This is a genomic window from Micromonospora sp. CNZ280 (genome assembly GCF_011759515.1).
In genome coordinates this window covers 1,531,509-1,554,146 of the sequence record NZ_JAAOYP010000001.1, presented here as the reverse complement: position 1 = coordinate 1,554,146, position 22,638 = coordinate 1,531,509, and the positions used below count along the sequence as shown (strand labels likewise).

The window sequence follows — 22,638 nt, the reverse complement described above, 5'->3', positions numbered from 1 at the left end:
GCCCCGCTCACCGGCCGTTGGTCCGGATTCCGATCCCTGCCCCGACACCCGGGACGGAATGCCGGCGAGCCGCGCGGGTAGGCGGATGGCGTTCCGGGCCGCGAGTGTCGCGGCCGGTCCACGTTCCGGGGCGCGACCGCCGCCCCGGGGCCGACGGAGGGAGCGGGCTAATGACGGGGATGAACCCGAGCCGGCCACCAGACGGTGCTACCGGCGCCGGGCAGCAGGCCCGGCAGCAGGCGTCGCGGGTCGGGCACCAGGCGACCCAGGCCGGCGGGCAGATGGCCCACGCCGCGGCCGAACAGGGCGGCCACGTCGCCCACGAGGCCCGGCAGCAGATGCGGAACCTGACCGGAGAGGCCAACACCCAGTTGCGCGGCCAGGCCCATGCGCAGAAGCAGCGGGCCGCGGACGGCCTGCGCGGGTTCGGCCGCGAACTCAGTTCGATGGCGGAACGCAGCCAGGACTCCGGGATGGCCGCCCAGGTGGTCCGGCGGGCGGCCAACGCCGCCGAGCAGGCGGCCGGCTGGATCGAGCACAACGAGCCGGCGGACATGATGGACGACGTGCGCGCATACGCGCGCCGACATCCGGGCACCTTCCTGGCCGGGGCTGCGGTGGCCGGCCTGCTGTTCGGGCGGCTCACCCGGAGCCTGACCTCGGGCGGCGACGGCGGCCGGGGCGCGCCGAGCGAGGCGCCGCAACCGGGTCCCGCCGGTGTCCAGCCTGGCGAGATGCAGGCCGGGCCGCGGCCGTACGAGCGGACGGTCGCCGCACCGTACGAGGTCGAGTCACCGTACATGGGTGCGGCCCGGGTGCGCAGCTCGACGCCGCCGGGCCGGCCGGAGGGCGAGATCCCCGGCGGGGTGGCGCCATGAGTGCCCCGGAGAAGGAGCGGACCCAGGCGTCCGTCGGCGACCTGCTCGGCGACGTGACCCGGGACATCTCCACGCTGATGCGCAAGGAGGTCGAGCTGGCCAAGGCGGAGCTCCGCGAGGAGGCGAGCCAGGCCGGCAAGGCCGGCGGAATGTTCGGCGGCGCGGGTCTGGCCGGCTTCCTGGCCGTGCTGTTCGTGTCGTACGCGGTGTGGTGGGGCCTGTCCAACGTGATGGACCAGGGCTGGGCCGCGCTGCTCGTGGCGATCGCCTGGGCCGTGATCGGGGCGGTCCTGCTCGCCAGAGCGCGCGGCAAACTGCGCGAGATGCGCGGGGTGCTGCCCCGTACCCAGGAAACCGCGCGGCAGTTGCCGAACGCGATACGTGGCCGGTGAACCGACCGGGAAGGAGCAGACGATGTCCGATCCGGACCGGATCCGGTGGGAGATCGAGAACACCCGGAACGAGTTGAGCAGTGACATCGAGGCGTTGGCCGACCGGGTCAACCCGCGACGGATGGCCGGTGAGCGTGTCGGGCAGGCCCGCGGCGCGCTGACCAGGGTGAAGGAGAAGGTGATGGGTGCACAGTCGGACGGGCACGGCGCCAGCCAGCGGATGTCCCAGGCGACGGGCGCGGCCCGCCAGTTCGGGCAGCAGTCCCGTGAGCAGATGTCGCACGCGGCGGGATCGGCCCGCCAGTTGGGGCAGCAGTCCCGTGAGCAGATGTCGCACGCGGCGGGATCGGCCCGCCAGTTGGGGCAGCAGTCCCGTGAGCAGATGTCGCACGCGGCGGGATCGGCCCGTCACCTGGGACAGCAGTCCCGCGAGCAGACGCAGGGCAATCCACTGGCCGCCGGCCTGATCGCCTTCGGCGCCGGGCTGCTGGTCTCGTCCCTGATCCCGCCGAGCCGCCCTGAGCGGCAGTGGGCCGGGCAGGCCCGCGGCAAGGTCAGCGAGCACTCGGACATGCTGCGGCAGCAGGCCAGCCAGGTGGGTCACCAGGTCCGCGACAACATGCGCGACACCATGCGCGAGCCGGTGCGGCACGCCGCGTCGTCGGTGGGCTCGACCGCGATGCACGGCGCGTCCGCGGTGGCGCACGAGGGCCGGTCGGCCGGCCACGAGGTGCGGGAGCAGGCGCATGAGGCAGCCGGCGACCTCCGCCGCCGCTGAGGCGATGCGGGTAGTGGGGGCGGCGCGGACGATGCGGGCATGCTCCGCGTCCGCGCCGCCCCCCGGCCGTGCGCTCAACGAGGACCTGGTCTTCCGGTTCGGGCCGCTGGTCGGGGTGCTGGACGGTGCGACCGTGCCGGAGGGCTTCGACACCGGCTGCGTGCACGGACCGTCCTGGTACGTGCGGCACCTGGCCGCCCGGCTCGGGCTGGCCGAGGCGGCCCGGCCGACGGCGACCCTGATGAGCAACCTCGCGGCGGCGATCCTGGCCGTCCGGTCCGACCACGGCGACCTGTGCGACCTGGACCACCCGGGCACCCCGTCCAGCACCGTCTGCCTGCTGCGCGACGGTGGCGACCACGTCGACTACCTGGTGCTCTGCGACAGCCCGCTGGTGTTCGACGCGGGCGGGCAGGCGAGCGTGGTCTCCGACGAGCGGCTGAACGCCGCGATGGCCGAGCTGCGCGAGACCGTGGCCGCGGTGCCGGCCGGTTCGGCCGACCGGAGCACCCGGTTCCGGCAGGCCGTCGCTGTGCAGCGGGAGCGGATGAACCGCACTCACGGCTACTGGGTGGCCGCCGCCGACCCGGACGCCGCGTTCCACGCGGTGGCCGGCACGCTGCCGCTGCGCGGCCCCGGGGCGGTACGCCGGGCGGTGCTGCTCAGCGACGGCGCGTCGGCGGTGGTGGAGCAGTTCGGCCTGCTGGACTGGGCGGGGCTGCTGGACGTGGTGACCGCCGAGGGTCCGGGCGCGCTGATCGACCGGGTGCGGGCGGCCGAGCGCGACCACCCGGACCGGCTGCGCCGGCACAAGCCGGCCGACGACGCTTCGGTGGTGCTCTGCGAGTTCGACACCGAACCGTCCTGACCGCCGCCGGACACGACGCGAGCCCGGCCCCGCTGGACGGGACCGGGCTCGACGGACGCCCGGCTCAGTACGCGGCCAGCACCGAACCCTGGTACCTCTCCGCGATGAACGCCTTCACCTCGGCGGAGTGCAGCAACTGCTCCAGCTTGACCACCCGCGGGTCGTCCTGGTCGCCGTCGCGGACCACGACCAGGTTCGCGTTCGGGTTGTTCTCGGCCTTCTCCAGCGCGAGCGCGTCGGTGGCCGGCTTCAGGCCGCTCTCGATCGCGTAGTTGCCGTTGATCACCGAGGCGCCGGTGTCGTCCAGGCTGCGCGGCAGCTGCGCCGCCTCCAACTCCTTGAACTGGAGCTGCTTCGGGTTGTCGGCGATGTCCCGCTGGGTGGCGGCGACCCCGGCGCCGTCCTTCAGCGTGATCACGCCGTGCTGGGCGAGCAGGTTGAGCGCCCGGCCCGAGTTGGTCGGATCGTTCGGGATCGCCACCACCGCCCCGGTCGGCAGGTCGGCGAGGCGCTCCACCTTCTTCGAGTAGAGGCCCAGCGGCTCGATGTGCACCGGCTTCAGCGCGGTGAACGCGTAGCCCTTGGACTTCTCCTCGGTCTCCAGGTAGGGCACCGTCTGGAAGTAGTTGGCGTCGAGCTGCTTCTCCTGCAGCGCGCGGTTCGGCTGGACGTAGTCGGTGAACTCGACGATCTCCAGCTTCAGCCCGGCCTGCTCGGCGAGGTTGTCCTTGATGTAGGTGAGGATCTCCCCGTGCGGTACGGGGCTGACACCGACCTTCAGCGGGGCGCTGGGGTCGCTTGCGTCGCCGCCGTCGGCCCCGCACGCGGCGAGGCCCAGGGCGAGCGCGGCCGCGGCGAGGGTTGCGGTGATGCGTCGCACGGTTGTTGCCTTTCTTCGGATCTGACCGGCCCGCCCGTCGGGGCGGCGGCCGGGTGGTCGGGTCGGCCGCGCGGGTGGGCGCGGGCCGGGTCCGGCGGGCCGGGTGGGCCCGCGCCGGTTCACTCGTCCGGGGTCACCGGTGGGAGAGTCTTCGGGTGATCACGTCACCGACCACCTGGACCAGCTGGACGAAGGCGACCAGCAGCACCACGGTGGCGATCATGACGTCGTTCTCGAACCGCTGGTAGCCGTAGCGCAGGGCGAGGTCGCCCAGGCCGCCGCCGCCGATCACCCCGGCCATCGCCGAGTAGCCGATCAGCGCCACCACGGTGAGGGTGAAGCCGGCGACCAGGCCGGGGCGGGCCTCGCGGAGCAGCACCTTGCCGACGATCTGGCGGCGGTTCGCGCCCATCGCCCGGGCCGCCGCGATGACGTCCCGGTCGACCTCCCGCAGTGCGGTCTCCACGATCCGGGCGTAGAACGGGATCGCGCTGACCGTGAGCGGGACGATGGCGGCGGTGGTGCCGATGGTGGTGCCGACCACCGCCCGGGTGACCGGGATGATCGCCACCAGCAGGATGATGAACGGCAGCGAGCGGCCGACGTTGACGACCAGCCCGAGCAGCAGGTTCACCGGCCGCGCGGGCAGCAGGCCGTCGCGCCCGGTGAGCACCAGCAGGACGCCGACCAGCAGCCCGCCCAGTGCCGAGAGCAGCGCCGCCACGGCGACCATGTACGCGGTCTCGCGCAGCCCCTGGGTCAGCAGCGGCACGAGGTCGTCGGCGATCACGCTGCCACCTCCACGGCGAGGCCGGCGGCACGCAGGTGGGCCACTGCCGGGGCGGTCCGCTCGGCGTCGCCGGGCAGGGCCAGCCGCAGCCGGCCGGTGCGCCCGCCGGCGAGCTGCTCGACGGTGCCGCCGAGGATCCGGGCGTCGAGGTCGAACCGGCGGGTCAGCTCGGCGACGAAGGCGGTGTCCGCGTCCGGGCCGGCCACCGTGACGTCGACGACCGTGCTGCCGGGCAGTGCCGGGGGCGTCCCGAGCGGGAAGACCTCGGCGGCGAGTTCCGAACCGGGCCGGGCGATCAGCTCGGTGACCCGGCCGGACTCGGTGAGCCGGCCGTCGCGCATCACCGCCGCCGAGTCGCAGAGCCGCTTGACCACGTCCATCTCGTGGGTGATCAGCAGGATGGTCAGCCCGAGCCGCTGGTTGAGGTCGCGGAGCAGGCCGAGGATCGAGCGGGTGGTCTCCGGGTCGAGCGCCGAGGTGGCCTCGTCGCAGAGCAGCACCTTCGGCCGCCCGGCCAGTGCCCGGGCGATCCCGACCCGCTGCTTCTGCCCGCCGGAGAGCTGGGCCGGGTAGGCGTCGGCCCGGTCGGTGAGCCCCACCAGGTCGAGCAGTTCCGCGACCCGCCGTGCCGGCTCCCGGCGCGGTACGCCCATCACCTCCAGCGCGAAGGCGACGTTGCCCGCCGCGGTGCGGGAGCCGAGCAGGGCGAAGTGCTGGTGGACCATGCCGATCCGCTGCCGGGCCGCGCGCAGCCGGTTCCCGCCGAGCGCGGTCAGCTTCACCCCGTCCACCGTGACGGTGCCCTCGTCCGGGCGCTCCAGCAGGTTGACGCAGCGCAGCAGGGTGCTCTTGCCGGCGCCGCTGCGCCCGACCACGCCGAACACCTCGCCGGGGCGTACCGAGAGGCTGACCCCGTCGACGGCGACCACTGACCGCCCCCGGCCGCGGTACGTGCGGCGCAGCCCGTCGAGCTCGATCACAGCTGATCCCGTCCTCGTCGCCTGGCGGCGGGAGCGGTCGCTCCCGGATTGTCTACCGGCTCAGTAGGTTAATCCGCGGATCCGCGTTTGACAGCGGAGCGTGAGGCGGAACACGATCCGGCCCGACCGGCCGATACCCTCCGACGTACCGGCAGTCGGTGCCGAATGGGGTGGACTTGGGCCGGTAGGGGCGGCAGACTGCGGCACGTGGCGGGAACGGTCCGGCTGGAGCCGGTGGACGAGCGAAACCTTGAGCCGTTGCTCTCCGTAGCGGCGGCCGAGGCGGAGCCCGGCGACGTCATGCCGCCGGTGGAGGCGCCGGCGGGGTGGTCGCACGCCCGCCGGGAGGCGTTCCGCGAGTTCCACCGGGCCAGTTTCGGCGGGCTGGCCGGCCCCACCCGCACCCAGATGTACGCGATCCTGGTCGGCGGCGAGGTGGTCGGCATGATCCGGATGGCCCGCCGGGACGAGCCGGGCACCGTCGAGACCGGGATGTGGCTGGGCCGGTCCGCGCGCGGCCAGGGGGTGGGCGCGGCGGCGCTGCGTGAACTGCTGAACGAGGCGGCGGCGGCCGGTATGCGACTCGTCGTCGCGGAAACCACCCGGGACAATTCCGGGGCGATCGCGGTGCTTGAGAAATGCGGCGCGAAATTGCGCGAGGACGGCGATCGGGTGCACGCCGAGATATGCCTCGATTCGACGCCGCCGACTTTCTGATTCCGCCTCTCTTCAGCAAGGCCGCTCTGGTGTCCGCGCTGCTCGTCCGGGCATCTCTGTCCGTAATACCGGATTGGTGAATCGCCGGTCCGAGCTTCCGTAGCGGACCGGCCTCACCAGTCGGCGGGCAAGGCGGCCGCGACCGCCGCCGCCGGCAGTGGCATCGACGCGATCAGCGGGAAGCTGCGCGGCTCGGCCGACGCGCTGCGCCGCCGGGCCGCCGGCCAGACGCCCCCGCTGGCGGCGCCGGGACGAGGAGCGCTGAGATGGCCGAGGAGACCGGACTGTTCCGCTACGGCATCGTGCCCGCCGACGTGGAGCCCACCGCGGACGCGGTCGGCTTGGGCGAACCGCAGGGGGAGGTCGACGCGATCCGGCACGGCGAGCAGGCCCGCGCTGGTCAGCGAGGTGCCGCTGGAGGGTCCGCTGGGCCGGCCGACCTGGCCGTGGCGCTCGGTGAGCCGCAGCAGTGGCAGCAGCCGCGGGTCACACCGCTGGACCGCCGGCTCGCCGTTGACCGGGACTCCGTCGAGCGGGGGCTGGCCAGCCTGGTGCTCACCGCCATCGAGCTGCTTCGGCAGCTGGCGGAACGCCAGGCGCTGCGCCGGGTCGACCTCGGCGACCTCACCGAGGAGCAGGTCGAGCGGATCGGCGTGACGCTGATGGCGCTGGAGGAACAGATGGCCGGGCTGCGCGAGTACTTCGGGCTGGCACACCGGCCGATCGCCAGCCGACGGCCGTACCGGAAACGGTTCGTAGCGGCGCGGCCAGCCGTTCAGCCGGCGTCGCCGGGTCGGCGGCCCGCCCGCAGCAGGGCACCGACGTCGCCGGCCCGGTCGACGTTCCGCAACTTGTCGGGATTGACGATCGAGTGGATGGTCTGGATCTGGCCGTCGGCGATGCCGAGGCCCATGACCCCCACCAGCTGGTCCCGTGCGTCGAAGGCCATGATGCCGGGGTTGCCGTTGACCTCGCCGAGCTGGACCCGGTAGCCCCGGCGCGTCAGCGTGGACATTCCGGCCGACAGGGTCCGGGCCACGCGCTCCCGGCCGTACGCCGGTCGGGCCATCGCCGGCACCTTGCCGCCGCCGTCGACGTGCAGCGCCACGTCCTGCGCCAGCAGCGCCTCCAGCGCCCGCAGGTCGCCCTGCCCGGCGGCGGCGATGAAGCGCTGGGCCAGCTCTTCCCGCTGCCGCCGGGACGCGTGGTAGCGCGGTCGACGCTCCCGAACGTGGTGCCGGGCCCGCGCCACCAGGTGCCGGGTGCTGTCCACGTCGGTGCCGATGATCTCGGCGACCTCCGGGTAGGGGTACTCGAACACCTCCCGCAGCAGGAACGCGGCCCGCTGCTGTGGCGACAGGCTCTCCAGCAGCACCAGGAACGCCAGCGACAGCGAGTCGGCGGTCTCCGCGTGCTCGGCCGGGGACGGGTCGGTGACCAGCGGCTCCGGCAGCCATTCGCCCACGTACCGCTCGCGCCGGGCCCGCGCCGAGCGGAGCTGGTCGATGGCCAGCCGGGTGGCCAGCGTGGCGATGTACGCGCGCGGCGAGGTGATCGGCTCGTCGCGTTGCAGGGTCTGGTGCATCCGCAGGAAGGCCTCCTGCACGACGTCCTCGGCTTCGCTGACGCTGCCGAGCATCCGGTAGGCGATGGCGAACGCCCTGCGGCGCAGCTCGCCGTACAGGTCCGCGGCGGACATTCCGGCTGTCACAATCCCTCGACGAAACCCGTACGCCAGGTCGGGTAGCGCGGCGTCCAGCCCAGCTCGCGCTTGATCTTCTCGCTGGAGATCCCCGGGGTCCGGGTCATCAGGTCCACCGGCCCCTTGCCGGCCACCAGCCGTACCAGCCAGGCGGGCACCCGGCGCGGCGGCCTGGCGCCGACCGCGCGGGCCAGTTCCGGCAGCCACTCGCGCACCGGCGCCGGGTCGTCGTCGGCGACGTGGTAGATCCCGCGCCTGCCGCGTTCGATGGCGGCGACCGTGGCCGACGCGGCGTCGGTGATGTGGACCAGCGACCACACTCCGCCGCCGCCGCCGACGATCGGGAACTTCCGCTGGCGGACCTGCTCGGTCATGACGGCGTCCGGCGCGGCGCTGAGGCCGGTCCCTGGGCCATAGAAGCCACCGTAGCGAAGCGCGATGCCGTCGGCCCAGCTGATGCCGGTGACCGCCGCCTCCAGGTGGCGCAGCGCGGCCACCGCCTCGGCGGCGTCCGCCGGCGGGTTCGGCTCGATCCGGCCGTTCTCGTCGGCGACCGGCGCTCCAGTGCGTTCCATCCACATGGCGTTGCTCTGCGCCACGAACCTGCGGACGCCGACGGCGCGCGCGGCGGCCAGCAGGTGGTCGGTGCCCTCGGTGCGCAACCGGTTGGTGGCGGCCGCCATCCGCTTCGCGTGCCGGAAGTCCGGCGGTCCGCCCAGCGCGGTGAGCTGGTGGACGATCACCTCGGGTTCGGCCTTGGCCACCACGTCGGCCACCGAGTCGGGGTCGAGCGCGTCGACGACCACCGGTTCGGCGCCGAGCGCCCGTAGCGCGCCGGTCTTGGCGGCCGAGCGGGTCGTGCCGACCACCTCGTGACCGCGCGCCACGAGCTGGGGAACGAGGTGGCTGCCGATCGCGCCCGACGCGCCGGCGATGAAGATCTTCATGGCGTCTCCGTTCGTTCGGTGTGCTGCTCACCAACTCAAGACGGGACGCCACCGCCGCCCATGAACGGCAGTTACCCAGCTCACAGGTCCGGGGCGGCGGACGCGAGCGCCCGTCCCCGGCAGGGACGGGCGCTCACCGCCGTCAGCGCGCGGACGGGGCGGAGCGTCAGCAGCGCGGCACGCCGGGGATGAAACCGTCGTGGCCGGTCAGCACGTAGGCGTCGGAGACGTAGCGGTTGGTACCGATCCGGTTCCAGACGTTGCTGGTGCCGTAGGTGCCGGTGACCGTGGTGCCGGTGGCCTGGCAGTAGATGCTCACGCCGCTCCCGTCGGCGACCGAGCCGACGACGGCGTAGCCGGTGCCGGGACCGGAGCGGACGTTGAGGCTCGACCCACTGGTCCCGACCGTGCCGGAGCCGATGCCGGTGATCCCGTTGACCAGCTGCATGTAGTAGGTCCAGTTCCAGTTCGGGCCGGGATCGGTGTGGGTGGCGCCGGGCACCTCGCGGTGGCCGATGATGTGCGTCCGGTCCCGCGGGATGCCGTACCTGCTGGTGAGGTTGCGGGTGAGCGCCGCCGAGGCGCGGTACATCGCGTCGGTGAACCAACTGGCGTTGTCCACGTACCCCTCGTGCTCGATGCCGATGGACTGGGTGTTGTAGGTCCAGTTGCCGGCGTGCCAGGCGATGTCCTTCTCCCGCACGGACTGGGTGACCGCCCCGTCCGAGGACCGGAACGTGTAGTGCGCGCTGACCTTGGCCGCCGGGTTCTGGAACCAGCTGATCGAACCGGCGTAGGAGCCCTGGGTCACGTGGATGACGACGTACCTGACCGGGTGGCTGGTGGGCCGGCTGGCCACCGTGTAGTTGCTGGTGCTGGCCGGCGCCCAGGCGGCCGGCCCGTAGTCGGTGCTGAGGGTGCCGACGCCGCCGGTCGGGGACGCCTGGCCGAGGGCTCCCCGGTGCGGCGCGACCGGCCGGCCGGGGACCGTCACCGCGGCCTCGGCGCTGGCGGTGAAGCCGGTACGCAGCAGGTCGTAGACGGCGTCCGCGTAGAGCCGGGCGACCGCCGGGTCGCTCGCGCCGCCGTACCGGGCGATCGACCCGTACCAGCGGTCGACGTCGGCGCGCTCGGCCCGGCCGAGGCCGGCCTGGTCGGCGTAGGAGCGCAGCACCGCCGCCGCGCCGGTGATGTTCGCGGCCGGGTCGGTGCGCAACGCCGGCAGGCCGAGCCCGGTCAGCCGGGCCGCCTCCGCCAGGGTGTGCACCCGGGGATTGCTCACCAGGTGCATGACGCCGTACCCGCCGGACGCGCTGGGTTCGCCGGCGTGCCCGTCCAGCCGGGTCTCGGCTTGGCCGAGGGCGACCAGCAGGTCGCGGGGGACGTCGTAGCGCGCGGCCGCGCCGTCGAAGGCGGCGGCCAGGGAGCCGGGCGTCGACACCGCCCGGGCCGCGGCCGGGGACGCGGCCGTGCCGACCGCGCCGGCCAGGCCGAGGGTGGCGACCAGCATGGCGCCGAGCAGGCGCCGAGGTCGTGGTACGCGAGATCGCACGCTCACTGCCACTCCTTAGATCGACTCATGGAGATTTCTCTATTTATGAGGAGTGACGATAGGCAGCGTTCCAAAAGTTGTCTACGGCCCGTGCTGTCCGTGCGAAGTTTTCCTACGGTTCCGGGCCCGGCCGGTCCCGCCGGGCGGTCAGCCCGCCCGCTGCTCGGCGTACGCGGCGAGCCAGGCGACCTGGGCCGGGTCCAGCGACGGGCGAATCCGGGTGCGGGCCGCCGCGACGTGCGCGGCGGTGACCGTGGAGGCGGTCAGCGACTCGCGCATCGCGGCCAGCGCCGCCTCCCGCACCAGCGCCGCACAGTCCGCCGCCGAGAAACCGTCCAACTCCTCGCCCAGCCCGGCCAGGTCCACCTCCGGGTCCAGCGGCACGTTCCGGGCGGCGGCCCGCAGGATCTCGGCCCGGGCCGGCCCGTCCGGCGGCGGCACGTAGACCAGCCGTTCCAGTCGCCCGGGACGCAGCAGCGCCGGGTCGACCAGGTCCGGCCGGTTGGTGGCGCCGACCACCACCACGTTGCGCAGCGCCTCCACCCCGTCCAGCTCGGTGAGCAGGGCGGCCACCACCCGGTCGGTGGTGCCCCCATCGGTGGCCTGGCCGCGTACCGGGGCCAGCGCGTCCACCTCGTCCAGGAAGACCAGCGTGGGCGCGGCCTCCCGGGCCCGGCGGAACAGCTCGCGGACCGCCCGCTCGCTCTCGCCGACCCACTTGGAGAGCAGCTCCGCGCCCTTGACCGAGAGCACGTTCGCCCGCCCCGACCCGGCCAGCGCGGTGACCAGGTAGGTCTTACCGCAGCCGGGCGGGCCGTAGAGCAGCACGCCCCGCGGCGGCTGCACGCCCAACCGGGCGAAGGTGTCCGGGTAGGTCAGCGGCCAGAGCACCGACTCGGTGAGCCGCTCCTTCACCTCGACCAGGTCGCCCACGTCGTCCAGGGTCACCGTGGCCAGTTCCAGGGTGGACGCCGCCATCGTGGTCGGCCGGACCACCTCCAGCGCGGCGGTGAAGTCGGCCATCGCCACTGTCGGCGTCTCGGCCGACTTCTGCCGCAGCGCCGCCCGGATCCCGGCCTCGCGGACCAGCGCGGCCAGGTCAGCGGCGACGAACCCGGGGGTACGGCCGGCGACCTCGTCCAGCCGGACGTCGTCGGCCAGCGGCACCTGCCGGGTCAGCACGGTCAACTGCTCGCGGCGCAGCGCCGGATCCGGCAGCGGGACGGTGATCCGCAGCGAGAGCAGGTCCGGCGCGCGCAGCGCCGGGTCGACCGCCTCCGGCCGGCCGGTGGTGCAGATCACCGCCGCCCCGGCCCGGACCGTCTCGGCGAGCACCTGGCGGAACACGGTCGCCACCGGGCCCGGCTCGTCCGCCGGGGCGAGCGCCTCCACGTCGGTGACCAGCAGCACCGCCGGGCCGGCCGCGCGTACCTCGGCGGCGGCGGCGCGCAGCCGCTCGGCGGCGGCCTGATTGGTCAGCGCGGCCGCCTCCGGGGCCCAGAGCGGGCAGACCCGCGCGCCGACCCGGGCGGCCACCGCGCGCACCAGCGCCGACTTGCCCGAGCCGGCCGGCCCACTGACCAGCACCCCGAGCGAGACCGTGGTGCCCAGCCGGCCGAGTACCTCCCGGTGGTGAAAGCCGAGGTCGAGCAGTTCGGTCAACTCCTCGGCCTGGGCCCGGAGCCCGGGCAGCTCGTCCACCGACGGGGCGCTCTCCGCCTCCGCCGCGGCGTCGCCGGCCCCGGTGCCGACGCGGGCCGCCGGCTCGGCCGGTGACCATGCGCCACCGGTGGCCGCGCCGGGCCGGGTCGCCGCTCGCGTCCCGCCGTCGCGCGGACCCCCGACGGCCGGACCACCGGCGCCGGCCGGTCGGCCACCGGGTCCGGTGGCCGGCCCCGCCGAGGCGCCGGCCGAGCCGTGGGTGACCGGGCCATGTTCCCAGCCGACCAGCGTGTCCATGGTGACCAGCGCACCCTCCGGCTCGGCGGCGACCACCCCGAGCAGGGTGCTGGTCCACGCGTAGCCGACCCGGTTGGACAGGCTGCGCCGGGCCGCCTCGACCAGGCCGCGGGTCGCGGCGTCCGGCAGCACGTCCTGCGGCAGCAGCGACACGTCGTCGCCGGTGGTCACCACCTTGCCGAGCAGGGCGAGCCGGAGCATCTCCGGCGAGACCACGGCGACGATCTCGGCGGGCCCGGCGAGCAGCACCCGCCGGGCCGGGGTGACCGGGGCGGGGCTGATCGTGACCTGGCCGCCGTCCCGGACGCCGAGGTTGCCCAGCGTCAGGTCGTCGGCGTAGAGCAGGGCGGTGCTCGCGGTCGGCTCGGCCGCCGCCACGATGCCCGCGGTCACCCGCCGGCCGGCCAGCCGCACCGGGTCGCCCGGGAGCAACGCGAGCGCGGTGAGCACCTCCGGGTGCAACCGGACGACGCCGCGCCGCGCGTCCAGGGCCGCCGGCCGCAGGCTCGCGGTCAGGGTCAGGTCGGGTCGATCCACCGCCCGACCCTAGCCGCCGGCGTCACCCCCCGCGCGTGGTAACCGGGGGTGGTCGCCGTCGGTCAGCAGGGTGGGGTCCCGGCGGATCAGTTCGGCGAGCCGGCCCGCCGGGTCGGGGCGTACCCCGTCCCGGCCGGAGGGCAGGTCGGGCACGGTGTTGGCCACCCTCATCACGACCACCCCTTCGATGAAACGGGTCTGAGCGCCCGGGAGTTCAGTCCCCCCGCTCCCGGGTGGCCCGGTCCAGCGCCCGGTCCAGGACGACCAGCAGGGCGTCCCGCACCGAGAGCCGGTCCCGGGCGTCGAACTGCACCAGCGGCACGTGATCGCCGATAGCCAGCGCCCACCGGATCGCGCCGAGGTCGTGCGCCAGCCGCCCGTCGAAGGCGTTCACCCCGACCGCGAAGGGCAGCCCGGCGCGCTCGAAGAAGTCGATGGCCGGGTAGCAGTCGTCCAGCCGGCTGCTGTCCACCACCACCAGTGCGCCCAGCGCGCCGCGGGCCAGGTCGTCCCACATGAAGCCGAACCGGGCCTGCCCCGGCGTGCCGAACAGGTACAGCTTCAGGCTGCGGTCGATGGTGACGCAGCCGAAGTCCATCGCCACCGTGGTGGTGGTCTTCGTGGTGCGTACGCCCGGGTCGTCCACGCCGATCCCGGCCGTGGTCATCTCCGCCTCGGTGGTCAGCGGGGCGATCTCCGAGATGGCGCCCACCGTGGTGGTCTTGCCGACCCCGAAGCCGCCGGCGATCAGGATCTTCACCGGGATCGGCGGCGCGGCGCGTCCGGCCGGGGCCGGGCGGGGTGCCGGGACGCGCCCGGCGGGCGGGGCCGCCGGCGGCTTCGCCCGCCCGACCGGTGGCGGTGTGCCGCTCGGGGCGCCGTACCGGGCGGCGGCGCTGTTGGTCGCGACCGCGCCCTGCGGGGTGCCCGGCCAGTCAGGAGATCGCACGAAGTCCATCAATCACTCGCAGGATGAGGTCGGGGTCGTGGGCGTCGTCGGCATCGGTGACGTGCACGTCCAGGTGGCCGGCGGCGCGCAGGTCGCCGACCAGCACCCGGGTCACGCCGAAGTGCAGCCGGGTCCGGGCGGAGATCTCCGCGACCGAGATCGGTTCGGCGCAGAGCGCGACGATCGCCGCGAGTTCCGGGGCGAGCCGGGCCGGTGGGACCGTCCACGGGGTGGTGTCCGGCCGGGCGGTCACCTGGGTCTCCAGCCCGATCGCCGGGTCGGCGCCGGTCACCCGGCCGGCGGTGAGCACGAACGGGCGCGGCCCGGCCGGCCCGTCCGGCTCGGGCTCCGGCTCGTCCACCACCGCCGGTACGCCCGGCTCGTCGGCGGACGCCCGCAGGTAGGGCCGGATCCGGACCAGCGGTTCCGGATCGGGCTCGCCGGGGGCGTCCGGGGTCATTGCTGGGCGGCGTTCTTCAACTCGGCGATCAGGCGCGGGGTGAGCGCGCCGCCGGCCCGGCCGGCGAAGAGCGTCATCTCGTACGCGACGGTGCCCAGGTTGGCCGTCCGGTCGGCGACCACGCCGAGCACCGACCCGCTGCTGATCGCGGTGATCAGCAGGTAGCCCTCGGCCATGTCGACCACCACCCGGTTCAACCCGCCGAGCGCGTACCAGCTCGCGGCGCCGCCGGCCAGGCTGGTCATGCCGGACACCACGGCGGCGAGCCGTTCGGCGTTTGACCGGTCCTTGATCGCGGACATCGCCATCAGCAGCCCGTCCGAGGAGACCGCTATCGCCTCCAGCACGCCGGCCGTGCCGGAGGTGAAGGAGTCCAGCAGCCAGTTGAAGGTGCGGGCCTCCGGGCTGAGGTCACCGCCGGAGTCGGGGTGGCTCTGGTGGTCGAGGCCGTCGTGCGGGAAGGTGCTGGTCACCGTGATGATCCCTCTTCGTCGGGGCGGTCAGGGCGGACTTCGTGCAGAGCGCGGGCGACGCCCGCCTCGAACGCGGTGATGAGGTCGCGGACCTCGGCCGGGTCACCGGGGTGGTGGCTGACCGGCTGCTGGGCCGGGGAGGTGGTCAGGTTCGCCCCGGGCACCCGCCGCCGGATGCCGGCCCCGGTCCGGGCCGGCCCGTCCGGCGCCCCGGTGGCGGGTGCGTCGGGGGGCGGCGGGTTCCGGCGCGACCGCCGGGGCAGGCCGGCCGGGGTCGTCCCCGGCTCGCCCGGCGCGACCGGGCCGGCCGGCGCGTCCGCCGCCGGGGACGATGCGGCCGCCGGCCGCCCCGCGCCCGCCGCGGCCAGCGCCCGCCCGCCCGCCGCATCGTCCACCCGGGGTGGCAGCCGCCGCTCCCGGGCCGGCACGGTGGCCCGCGCCACCGTGGCACCGGCCCGCTCGGTACGCGGCACCACCAGCGCGGCCAGCGGGACGTCCAGCAGGGTGGTCACCCCGCCGCCGACGGTTGGAGCCAGCCGTACCGTCCACCCGTGTCGCCGGGCCAGCCGGCCCACCACGAACAGGCCGAGCACCTCGGTGGGGGCGAGGTCGAGCCGCTCCCGGCGGGTGAGCCGCGCGTTCTCCTCGGCCAGCCGCTCCGCGGTCATGCCGATCCCCTGGTCCACCACGGCCAGCCGGGCGCCGGCGCCGGTCAGCTCACCGGTCACCACCACCCGGGTGTGCGGCGGGGAGAAGGCGGTGGCGTTCTCCATCAGCTCGGCCAGCGCCAGCACCAGGTCGCCGACGGTGCCGGGGGCCGCCGAGACGCCCGGCGGCACCCGGACGTCCACCCGGGTGTAGTCCTCGATCTCGCCGAGTGCCAGCCGTACCACGTCGCCGAGCGGCACCGGCGCCACGTGGGCGTCGGCGCCCGTCGACCCGGAGAGCACCACCAGGCTGCCGGCGTTGCGGCGCAGCCGGCTGGAGATGTGGTCGAGCCGGTACAGGTGCTCCAGCCGGGCCGGGTCGGTCTCCTGCCGTTCCAGCCGGTCGATCAGCGCGATCTGCCGGCCGACCAGGTTCTGGGTACGCCGGCCGACGTGGCCGAACATCTGCGCCACGTTGCGTCGGCCGGCCACCTGCCGCTCCACCAGCCGGGCCGCGGTGGCCTGCACCCGGTCGAACGCCCGGGCCAGGTCGCCGATCTCGTCCCGGGCCCGTACGTCGACCGGGTCGAGCCGCACCGGCGGGACGTTCTCGGTCTCGTCGTCGACGACCCGGACCAGCTCGGTCTCGGCGAGCCGGGCCACCCGGTCGGCGGAGCGGGTGAGCCGGGTCAGCGGCCGGGCCACCGTCCGGGCGACCGCGACGCTGAGCAGCAGCACCACCGCCAGGATCACCGCGGCCACCCCGCCGACCAGGTAGGCGGCGGTCAGCGCCCGGCGCTGCTCGTCGGTCACCTCGGCGAGCACGTCCGCGACGATCTTCTTCTCGATGAACTGGCCCAGGGTGATCATCGAGCGGGCCGACGGGAAGAGCGCGTCCAGCGTCACGTTCCGGACCGCGCCGGACGGGTCGATCACGCTGGTGGTCAGGAAGTCGGCGCTGGTCCGGGCGGCCACCGCCGCGTCGTTCAGCACGGCCAGCTTGAGCTGCTCGGGGGTGATCAGGCGGCGGAACCGGCGGTTGTCCACGGTGAGCGCGGCCATGCAGGCGACGAAGGCGGCGTTGGTCGTCGGGTCGTTGCTCGCCTTGACCAGCACGATCAGCGTGGCGCAGGCGCCCAGCCCCTCGTCGGCCCGCAGCAGCGCGTCCAGCGCGAGCACCTGCCGCCCGGCCGCCGTCTCGGTGTCCACGCTGAACGGCAGCCGCAGGGACTCGATCAGGGCCAGGTCGACCGGCCCGTACGCGTCCATGATCTGGCTCGGGGTGGCGGTGCCGGCGAGCACCGCGCGGCGCAGGTCGGTCAGCGACCGTACCCCGTCCAGCGCGTCGGCGACCGGCGCCGGCAGCGCGTCGCCCTGCTCGGCCCGCAGGTCGGCCACCCGGTCGTCCACCGTGGCGCTCTTGCGCACCAGTTCGGTGCGGCTGACCCGGCCGAGCAGCAGGCCGACCGAGAGGATGCGCTCCTGCTGCAGGTCCTGCACGAGGGTGCCGATCCGGCCGGCCAGCTGGACCCGATCGGCGATGTCGCCGGCCCGCTGCGCGGCGGCCACCCGGTCGATCACCACCGGTACGGCGAGGCCGACGGTGCTGATCAGCGGGATGACCACGAGCAGCGCCAGCTTGCCGCGGATGCGGAGCCTACCGAGCAGCATCGACCGACCCCCACTGCGCGGCGACCGGGTCGCCGGCCGGGCCGACCGGCTGGAGCGGACGTGGCTCGTCGGGACGCGAGCCGGCCGGCGGTCGCCACGCGTCGCTCTCCGCTGCGGCGCCGGCCTCCGCCGGGGCCCGCCGCGCCTCGGCCGCGCGGCGCCGGGCCCGCCGGGCCGCGGCGAGCAGCACCCCGCCCAGCGCGGCCAGCAGCAGGACGGCGAGCCCGGCGGCGCCGAGCGCGAGCCGGCGGTCCCGGTCCAGCGCGTCGACGCGCCCGGCGAGCAGGGCGTCGAGTTCGGCGAGGATGACCGGCTGGAGCTGGGTGGCCGCCGCCTGCGCGTTCAGCCGGGCCGCGGCGACCTGCGTCGGGTCGACCACCCCGGTGCGGGCGGCCGGGGCGGAGGCGGCAGCCAGCGCCTCGACCGCGCGCTGGTAGGTGTCGAGCGGGGTGAGCACGTTGGCGCCCAGTTCGGTGCTCTCCGTGCTGTCGACCGCCGCCCGCAGGTCGGTGACCAGATCGCCGGCGGGGGTCAGGGCGGCCACCCGGAGGGCGGCGAGTTCGGTGGCGGTGCGCAGCCGGTCGGCGGCCGGCCGGTGGGCGGCGAGCGTGGTCAGGTCGGCCAGCCGACCGGTGGCGACCACCGCCTCGGGCAGTTCCTGACCCGCCCCGTCCTGCAGGAAGAAGGAGTCCGACCCCGGGTCGCGGACCAGGCCGGAGCTCTCCCGAACCTTGCGGTACAGGTCCAGCAGCAGGTCGGTGACCTCGCCGTACGCCGCGAACGCGGCCTCGGGCTCGGCCGGCGGACGGTCGCGCAGCGCCTCCAGCTTCGCCCGCAGCCCGGCCCAGCGTTCCTGGCTGCGCAGCTCGCGCCCGATCCGGGTGTCGACGGTGGCGGCGGCCTCGACCGCGCGGGTCAGCGGTTCCCCGGGCATCGGCCGGCCGGCGACCGCGGCGGACTGGGCGTCGACCAGCGCGTCGGTGACCGGGGCCAGGGCCGACAGGTAGGTCACTCCCAGCCGCTCCCGGGCGGCCAGCGCCCGGTCGTCGTCGGTGTGCCGCCAGGTCAGGCCGAACAGCAGCGCGACCGGTGCCAGCAGGGCCACCACGAGCAGCGGCGGCAGCAGGCGGGCCGGTGCGGAGGGTCGGCGGCGAGCCCGCGGGGCGGGGACGGTCATGGTCGGTGTCCTCCGGCGGGTGCGCGGGAAGGGGAAACGGCCGGTGCGGGAGTGTCGTGGGTGGAGTCCCGTCCGCCGGACCGGAAACGTAACCGAACATCCCCGCACAGTTGTCCCCCGTCAATCAGTCGGCTTCGCGTCACTTCGCGCCAGGTCACCTGACGCGGAGCCCACGAGTACGCTCCGTGCGATCCACGGAGTGACATGGATGGATCGGAGCGCTTTCCGTCGAAGATCCGAATTCACGTGATCCGAATTCGCCGCGCTGGGACGGGACTGGACCTCGCGCGGACGCACCGCGTCGGACGCCGATCGGGGCAACCGGACGGACGTACGGAGGATCTCAGCCAACGCTCAGCCACCGGCCCGTAGCGTGTGCCGCATGAGATCGCCGTTGTCGGCCGCGCGGATCCGGCGTGCCCTGCCCACCCGCCGCCGTCGCGTGGCCGCCGCGGCGGCGGCCGTCGTGCTGCTCGCCGCCGCCGTCACCTGGGCGGTGTGGCCGCAGGAGCCGCCGGTACGCGCCGAGGCCGCGATGCTCACCGTCCGCTCCGGGCCGGCCGGGGACCAGCCCGTGGACCTGGACACCACGCTCTACCTGCCCGAGGACGCCTCGGCCAGCCGAAAGGTGCCGGCGGTGCTGCTGGCGCACGGCTTCGGCGGCACCAAGGACTCGGTGCGTGCCGACGCCGAGGAGTTTGCTGGCCGGGGCTACGCCGTGCTGACCTGGACCGCCCGCGGCTTCGGCCGCAGCGGCGGGCAGATCCACCTGGACCACCCCGACTACGAGGTCCGGGACGCCGCCCGCCTGCTGGACTGGCTGGCCGCCCGGCCGGAGATCCGCACCGACGCCGCCGGGGATCCCCGGGTCGGCGTGGTCGGCGGCTCGTACGGCGGCGGGCTGGCGCTGCTGCTCGCCGCGCAGGACCGGCGGGTCGACGCGATCGTCCCGATGATCACCTGGAACGACCTGTCCCGGGCGTTCCTGCCGGAGAGCACCGGCCGGGAGCCCGTCGACGGGGTGTTCAAGAAGGGCTGGGCGGGGCTCTTCTTCGGCGGCGGCGGCAACGCCGGCACCGGGCCGGCCGGGCTCGCCGGGACGGCCGCCGCCCAGCCGGAGGGCGCACCGGCGTCCGCCGGCCCGCCCGCACCCGGGCCCGGCGCCGGGCCGGGGACCGGTCCGGGCGGCGCCCCGGCCGGGGCCGCCGACCCGTCCTGCGGCCGGTTCGCCCCCGACGTCTGCGCCGCGTACCTGCGGATCGCCACCACCGGCCGGGCCGACCCGGCCGCCGTGGACCTGCTGCGCCGCTCCAGCCCCGCCGGCGTCCTGGACCGGATCACCGCGCCCACGCTGCTGGTGCAGGGCGAGTCGGACACCCTCTTCCCGCTGAGCGAGGCGGACGCCAACGCCCGGGGCATCGCCGCCGCCGGCACCCCCGTCCGGGTCGCCTGGTTCACCGGCGGCCACGACGGCGGCGAGGGTCCGAAGACCGACTCCGACCGGGTGCGGTACCTGACCATCCAGTGGCTGGACCACTACGTCAAGGGCGCGGGCGACGCCCCGGGCGACGACTTCACCTGGTCCCGGATCGCCGGCTTCGACGCCCTCGACCGCGGCCTGGTGGCCACCGGCTACCGCACCGCCGACTACCCGGGCACCGCCGGCGACGCGCGCCGGGAGATCGCGGTGGCCGGCCCGGCGCAGCCGATCGCCAACCCGCCGGCCGGTAACCCGGCCGCCATCTCCTCGGTGCCCTTCGCGGGGGAACTCTCCGCGCTGCTCGGCGGGGTGGCCGGGGACGTGCCCGGCCAGCACGCCCGGTTCGAGTCGGCGCCGCTGGCCGAGGCGGTGGACGTGGTGGGCGCGCCGACCGTGTCGGTCCGGGTCGCGTCGCCGACCGGTGAGGCGGTGCTCTTCGTCAAGCTCTACGACGTCGAGCCGGGCGGCGCGGCCACCTTGCCGAACGGGCTGGTCGCCCCGATCCGGCTGACCGGCCTGCCGAGCGGGATCGACGCGGCGCGGCCGGTCACGGTGACGCTGCCGGCGATCGTCCGGCGGATCGAGGCAGGGCACCGGCTCCGGGTGGTGGTGGCCACCTCCGACCAGGCGTACGCCACGCCGGTCGAGCCGGCTGTCCACACGGTGGCCCCGGGCGACGGCGCGGTGACCCTGCCCACCGTGACCGGCGAGCCGATCCCCACCACCGCGACGATCTGGCGCTGGGTGCTGGCCGGGCTGCTCGCCGCGATCGCGGTCGGGCTCGTCGTGGTCGTCGCCGTGGTCCGCCGCCGGCACCGCCGCCAGGACAGCTCCGTCCATCCCGGGTACGCGGACACCCCGCTGGCCGTGCGCCAGCTCCGCAAGGAGTACGCGGACGGCTTCGTCGCCGTGTCCAACGTGGACTTCGAGGTGCACCCCGGTCAGGTGGTCGGCCTGCTCGGCCCGAACGGCGCCGGCAAGACCACCACCCTGCGGGTGCTGATGGGGCTGACCCAGCCGACAGCCGGCGAGATCTACGTCTTCGGGCACCGGCTGGTGCCCGGCTCCCCGGTGTTGTCCCGGATCGGCGCGCTGGTGGAGGGGCCTGGCTTCCTGCCGCACCTGTCCGGCCTGGAGAACCTGAAGGCGTACTGGCGGGCGACCGGCCGGCCGGCGGCGGACGCGCACTTCGACGAGGCGCTGGAGATCGCCGGGCTGGGCGCCTCGGTACACCGGAAGATCAAGACCTACAGCCACGGCATGAAGCAGCGGCTGGCCATCGCCCAGGCCATGCTCGGCCTGCCGGAGCTGCTGGTGCTCGACGAGCCGACCGACGGGCTCGACCCGCCGCAGATCGCCGAGATGCGCCGGGTGCTTCAGCGTTACGCCACCGACGGCCGGGCGGTGCTGGTCTCCAGTCACCTGCTGGCCGAGGTGGAGCAGACCTGCACGCACGCCGTGGTGGTGAACAAGGGCCGGATCGTGGCCGCCGGCCCGGTCGAGGAGATCGTCGGCGAGTCGCCGAGCGTGCTGTTCGAGGTGACCGACCCGGCCGCCGCCCGTACCGTGCTGGACCGGCTGGACGGGGTGCGGGTGCTGCCCGACGGTGAGGGGCAGCTGGTCGTGGACACCAACGGCACCGCCCGCAGCGAGGTGGTGGCCGAACTGGTCCGGGCCGGGATCGGGGTGGACCGGGTGGTGCCGCGGCGCCGCCTGGAGGACGCGTTCCTCGCCCTGGTGGGCGAGAACTCTCGGGGAAGCGGGGACCGGTGATGGCGGGCTCTCACGTCGAGGCGCGGTCGGACGGCGGGGGCGGGACCGGCTCGATCGGCGCGGCGCCGGGCTACCGGCCCTCGGCCACCCTGCCGTTCGCGGCGGAGTTCCGCCGCCAGGCGTCGCGGCGGCGTACCCAGCTCGCGCTGGGGTTCATGGTGCTGCTGCCGCTGATCATCCTGATCGCGTTCCAGTTCGACTCCGGCGACGACGACGACAACGGACGCGGCGAGTTCGGCAGCCTGATCGAGTTCGCCACCACCGGTGGGCTGAACTTCACCCTGTTCACCATCTTCGTCTCCGCGTCGTTCCTGCTGGTCGTGGTGGTGGCGCTGTTCTGCGGTGACACGGTGGCCAGCGAGGCGAGCTGGGGCAGCCTGCGCTACCTGCTGGCGATCCCGGTGCCCCGGGCCCGGCTGCTGGCGGTGAAGCTGCTGGTGGCGCTCGCGTACTCGGCGCTGGCGCTGCTGCTGCTGGCCGGCACCGCGCTGCTCGCCGGCACCCTGCGCTACGGCTGGGAGCCGCTGCGCAGCACGGTCGCCGCGCAACTGGAACCGGGGGAGGGGCTGCTGCGGCTGCTGGCGGTGCTCGGCTACCTGGCCGTCGTCCTGCTGGTGGTGGCCGGCCTCGCGTTCCTGCTGTCGGTCACCACCGACGCCGCGCTCGGCGCGGTCGGCGGGGCGGTGCTGCTCTGGATCCTCTCCAGCATCCTGGACCAGATCACCGCGCTCGGCGCGCTGCGCGCCCTCCTGCCCACCCACTACAGCACCGCCTGGCTGGGGCTGCTCTCCACGCCTGTGCAGACCGACGACGTGGTGCGCGGCTCGATCTCGGCGATCAGCTACGCGACGCTCTTCTGGGGGTTGGCGTTCTGGCGGTTCACCCGCAAGGACGTCGTGTCGTAGCGGTCGCCGCCGCGCCGACCGATCTCCCGGCCCCTTCGGGCAGTTCCGGCCCGGCCCGTCTTGCCCGCCGACGGATCGATGATCTACGGTCCGCTGGCATTTCCCTGCACAACGAGACGGGGG

19 protein-coding genes and 3 pseudogenes are annotated in these 22,638 nt (G+C 74.9%); 8 read left to right on the top strand and 14 right to left on the bottom strand.

Going from position 1 to position 22,638, the window contains the following annotated elements:
• The first annotated feature begins 170 nt into the window (after positions 1-170).
• The 4 genes from FHX32_RS07365 to FHX32_RS07350 are packed head-to-tail and all read left to right on the top strand — an operon-like array spanning position 171 to position 2,916.
• On the top strand, positions 171-878 hold the full coding sequence (locus FHX32_RS07365) for a hypothetical protein (protein ID WP_167180024.1): 708 nt from the start codon (positions 171-173) through the stop codon (positions 876-878).
• Positions 875-1,270, top strand: coding sequence for a phage holin family protein (locus tag FHX32_RS07360; protein ID WP_167180023.1), 396 nt, complete (start codon positions 875-877; stop codon positions 1,268-1,270). Before FHX32_RS07365 ends, FHX32_RS07360 begins: the two co-directional genes overlap by 4 nt.
• A gap of 22 nt (positions 1,271-1,292) precedes the next feature.
• Positions 1,293-2,048, top strand: a complete 756-nt coding sequence (locus tag FHX32_RS07355; protein WP_167180022.1) for a DUF3618 domain-containing protein — start codon at positions 1,293-1,295, stop codon at positions 2,046-2,048.
• Positions 2,017-2,916, top strand: coding sequence for a hypothetical protein (locus FHX32_RS07350; protein WP_167180021.1), 900 nt, complete (start codon positions 2,017-2,019; stop codon positions 2,914-2,916). The genes FHX32_RS07355 and FHX32_RS07350 overlap by 32 nt, the downstream gene beginning before the upstream one ends.
• A 64-nt stretch (positions 2,917-2,980) precedes the next feature.
• Here FHX32_RS07350 and FHX32_RS07345 read toward each other — a convergent pair whose 3' ends face one another.
• From FHX32_RS07345 to FHX32_RS07335, 3 genes are all read right to left on the bottom strand, one after another.
• On the bottom strand, positions 2,981-3,796 hold the full coding sequence (locus tag FHX32_RS07345; protein WP_167180020.1) for a MetQ/NlpA family ABC transporter substrate-binding protein: 816 nt from the start codon (positions 3,794-3,796) through the stop codon (positions 2,981-2,983).
• A 133-nt stretch (positions 3,797-3,929) separates the two neighbouring features.
• Positions 3,930-4,586: a methionine ABC transporter permease gene (locus tag FHX32_RS07340; RefSeq protein ID WP_167180019.1), complete on the bottom strand. Its 657-nt coding sequence runs from the start codon at positions 4,584-4,586 to the stop codon at positions 3,930-3,932.
• Positions 4,583-5,566, bottom strand: a complete 984-nt coding sequence (locus FHX32_RS07335; protein ID WP_167180018.1) for an ATP-binding cassette domain-containing protein — start codon at positions 5,564-5,566, stop codon at positions 4,583-4,585. The genes FHX32_RS07340 and FHX32_RS07335 overlap by 4 nt, the downstream gene beginning before the upstream one ends.
• 207 nt (positions 5,567-5,773) lie before the next feature.
• On the opposite strand from FHX32_RS07335, the gene FHX32_RS07330 reads away from it, so the two are divergent.
• Positions 5,774-6,283 (top strand): GNAT family N-acetyltransferase, encoded by a 510-nt coding sequence (locus tag FHX32_RS07330; RefSeq protein ID WP_167180017.1) that lies wholly within the window; start codon positions 5,774-5,776, stop codon positions 6,281-6,283.
• Positions 6,284-6,549: 266 nt separating this feature from the next.
• Positions 6,550-6,939 (top strand): annotated as a pseudogene (locus tag FHX32_RS34430) (gas vesicle protein K); the annotation flags it as partial.
• Between the two features lie 119 nt (positions 6,940-7,058).
• Here FHX32_RS34430 and FHX32_RS07320 read toward each other — a convergent pair.
• From FHX32_RS07320 to FHX32_RS07275, 11 genes and pseudogenes are all read right to left on the bottom strand, one after another.
• Complete coding sequence (locus FHX32_RS07320) at positions 7,059-7,982, bottom strand: RNA polymerase sigma-70 factor (RefSeq protein ID WP_167180016.1); 924 nt, start codon at positions 7,980-7,982, stop codon at positions 7,059-7,061.
• An 8-nt stretch (positions 7,983-7,990) separates the two neighbouring features.
• Positions 7,991-8,932, bottom strand: a complete 942-nt coding sequence (locus FHX32_RS07315; protein WP_167180015.1) for an NAD-dependent epimerase/dehydratase family protein — start codon at positions 8,930-8,932, stop codon at positions 7,991-7,993.
• A gap of 166 nt (positions 8,933-9,098) precedes the next feature.
• Positions 9,099-10,490 (bottom strand): N-acetylmuramoyl-L-alanine amidase, encoded by a 1,392-nt coding sequence (locus FHX32_RS07310; RefSeq protein WP_486480949.1) that lies wholly within the window; start codon positions 10,488-10,490, stop codon positions 9,099-9,101.
• Between the two features lie 141 nt (positions 10,491-10,631).
• Positions 10,632-12,254, bottom strand: a pseudogene (locus FHX32_RS07305) (AAA family ATPase); the annotation flags it as partial.
• Between the two features lie 138 nt (positions 12,255-12,392).
• Positions 12,393-12,980, bottom strand: a pseudogene (locus FHX32_RS34930) (AAA family ATPase); the annotation flags it as partial.
• A gap of 9 nt (positions 12,981-12,989) precedes the next feature.
• Positions 12,990-13,151: a hypothetical protein gene (locus tag FHX32_RS07300; protein ID WP_167180013.1), complete on the bottom strand. Its 162-nt coding sequence runs from the start codon at positions 13,149-13,151 to the stop codon at positions 12,990-12,992.
• Positions 13,152-13,194: 43 nt separating this feature from the next.
• Entirely contained in the window at positions 13,195-13,938 is a 744-nt protein-coding gene (locus FHX32_RS07295) for an ATP/GTP-binding protein (protein WP_167180012.1), read from the bottom strand.
• Positions 13,916-14,389 (bottom strand): DUF742 domain-containing protein, encoded by a 474-nt coding sequence (locus tag FHX32_RS07290; RefSeq protein WP_167180011.1) that lies wholly within the window; start codon positions 14,387-14,389, stop codon positions 13,916-13,918. Before FHX32_RS07290 ends, FHX32_RS07295 begins: the two co-directional genes overlap by 23 nt.
• The gene (locus FHX32_RS07285; protein WP_167180010.1) at positions 14,386-14,862 is read right to left on the bottom strand and encodes a roadblock/LC7 domain-containing protein; all 477 of its coding nucleotides are present in this window, start codon (positions 14,860-14,862) and stop codon (positions 14,386-14,388) included. The genes FHX32_RS07290 and FHX32_RS07285 overlap by 4 nt, the downstream gene beginning before the upstream one ends.
• A complete protein-coding gene (locus tag FHX32_RS07280; protein ID WP_167180009.1) occupies positions 14,859-17,180 on the bottom strand; it encodes a nitrate- and nitrite sensing domain-containing protein in 2,322 nt (773 codons plus the stop codon). Before FHX32_RS07280 ends, FHX32_RS07285 begins: the two co-directional genes overlap by 4 nt.
• Entirely contained in the window at positions 17,167-18,357 is a 1,191-nt protein-coding gene (locus FHX32_RS07275; protein WP_167180008.1) for a hypothetical protein, read from the bottom strand. Before FHX32_RS07275 ends, FHX32_RS07280 begins: the two co-directional genes overlap by 14 nt.
• A 382-nt stretch (positions 18,358-18,739) precedes the next feature.
• On the opposite strand from FHX32_RS07275, the gene FHX32_RS07270 reads away from it, so the two are divergent.
• Together FHX32_RS07270 and FHX32_RS07265 are read left to right on the top strand one after the other, a co-directional pair.
• Positions 18,740-21,610, top strand: coding sequence for an alpha/beta fold hydrolase (locus FHX32_RS07270; protein WP_167180007.1), 2,871 nt, complete (start codon positions 18,740-18,742; stop codon positions 21,608-21,610).
• Positions 21,610-22,515, top strand: a complete 906-nt coding sequence (locus FHX32_RS07265) for an ABC transporter permease subunit (protein ID WP_167180006.1) — start codon at positions 21,610-21,612, stop codon at positions 22,513-22,515. Before FHX32_RS07270 ends, FHX32_RS07265 begins: the two co-directional genes overlap by 1 nt.
• Positions 22,516-22,638 lie beyond the last annotated feature (123 nt).

Bases quoted from the DNA above. Each gene is read 5' to 3' on its own strand.
- FHX32_RS07365 (WP_167180024.1), top strand. From the start codon at position 171: ATGACGGGGATGAACCCGAGCCGGCCACCAGACGGTGCTACCGGCGCC.
- FHX32_RS07360 (WP_167180023.1), top strand. From the start codon at position 875: ATGAGTGCCCCGGAGAAGGAGCGGACCCAGGCGTCCGTCGGCGACCTG.
- FHX32_RS07355 (WP_167180022.1), top strand. From the start codon at position 1,293: ATGTCCGATCCGGACCGGATCCGGTGGGAGATCGAGAACACCCGGAAC.
- FHX32_RS07350 (WP_167180021.1), top strand. From the start codon at position 2,017: ATGAGGCAGCCGGCGACCTCCGCCGCCGCTGAGGCGATGCGGGTAGTG.
- FHX32_RS07320 (WP_167180016.1), bottom strand. From the start codon at position 7,982: ATGTCCGCCGCGGACCTGTACGGCGAGCTGCGCCGCAGGGCGTTCGCC.
- FHX32_RS07315 (WP_167180015.1), bottom strand. From the start codon at position 8,932: ATGAAGATCTTCATCGCCGGCGCGTCGGGCGCGATCGGCAGCCACCTC.
- FHX32_RS07300 (WP_167180013.1), bottom strand. From the start codon at position 13,151: ATGAGGGTGGCCAACACCGTGCCCGACCTGCCCTCCGGCCGGGACGGG.
- FHX32_RS07295 (WP_167180012.1), bottom strand. From the start codon at position 13,938: ATGGACTTCGTGCGATCTCCTGACTGGCCGGGCACCCCGCAGGGCGCG.
- FHX32_RS07290 (WP_167180011.1), bottom strand. From the start codon at position 14,389: ATGACCCCGGACGCCCCCGGCGAGCCCGATCCGGAACCGCTGGTCCGG.
- FHX32_RS07280 (WP_167180009.1), bottom strand. From the start codon at position 17,180: ATGCTGCTCGGTAGGCTCCGCATCCGCGGCAAGCTGGCGCTGCTCGTG.
- FHX32_RS07275 (WP_167180008.1), bottom strand. From the start codon at position 18,357: ATGACCGTCCCCGCCCCGCGGGCTCGCCGCCGACCCTCCGCACCGGCC.
- FHX32_RS07270 (WP_167180007.1), top strand. From the start codon at position 18,740: ATGAGATCGCCGTTGTCGGCCGCGCGGATCCGGCGTGCCCTGCCCACC.
- FHX32_RS07265 (WP_167180006.1), top strand. From the start codon at position 21,610: ATGGCGGGCTCTCACGTCGAGGCGCGGTCGGACGGCGGGGGCGGGACC.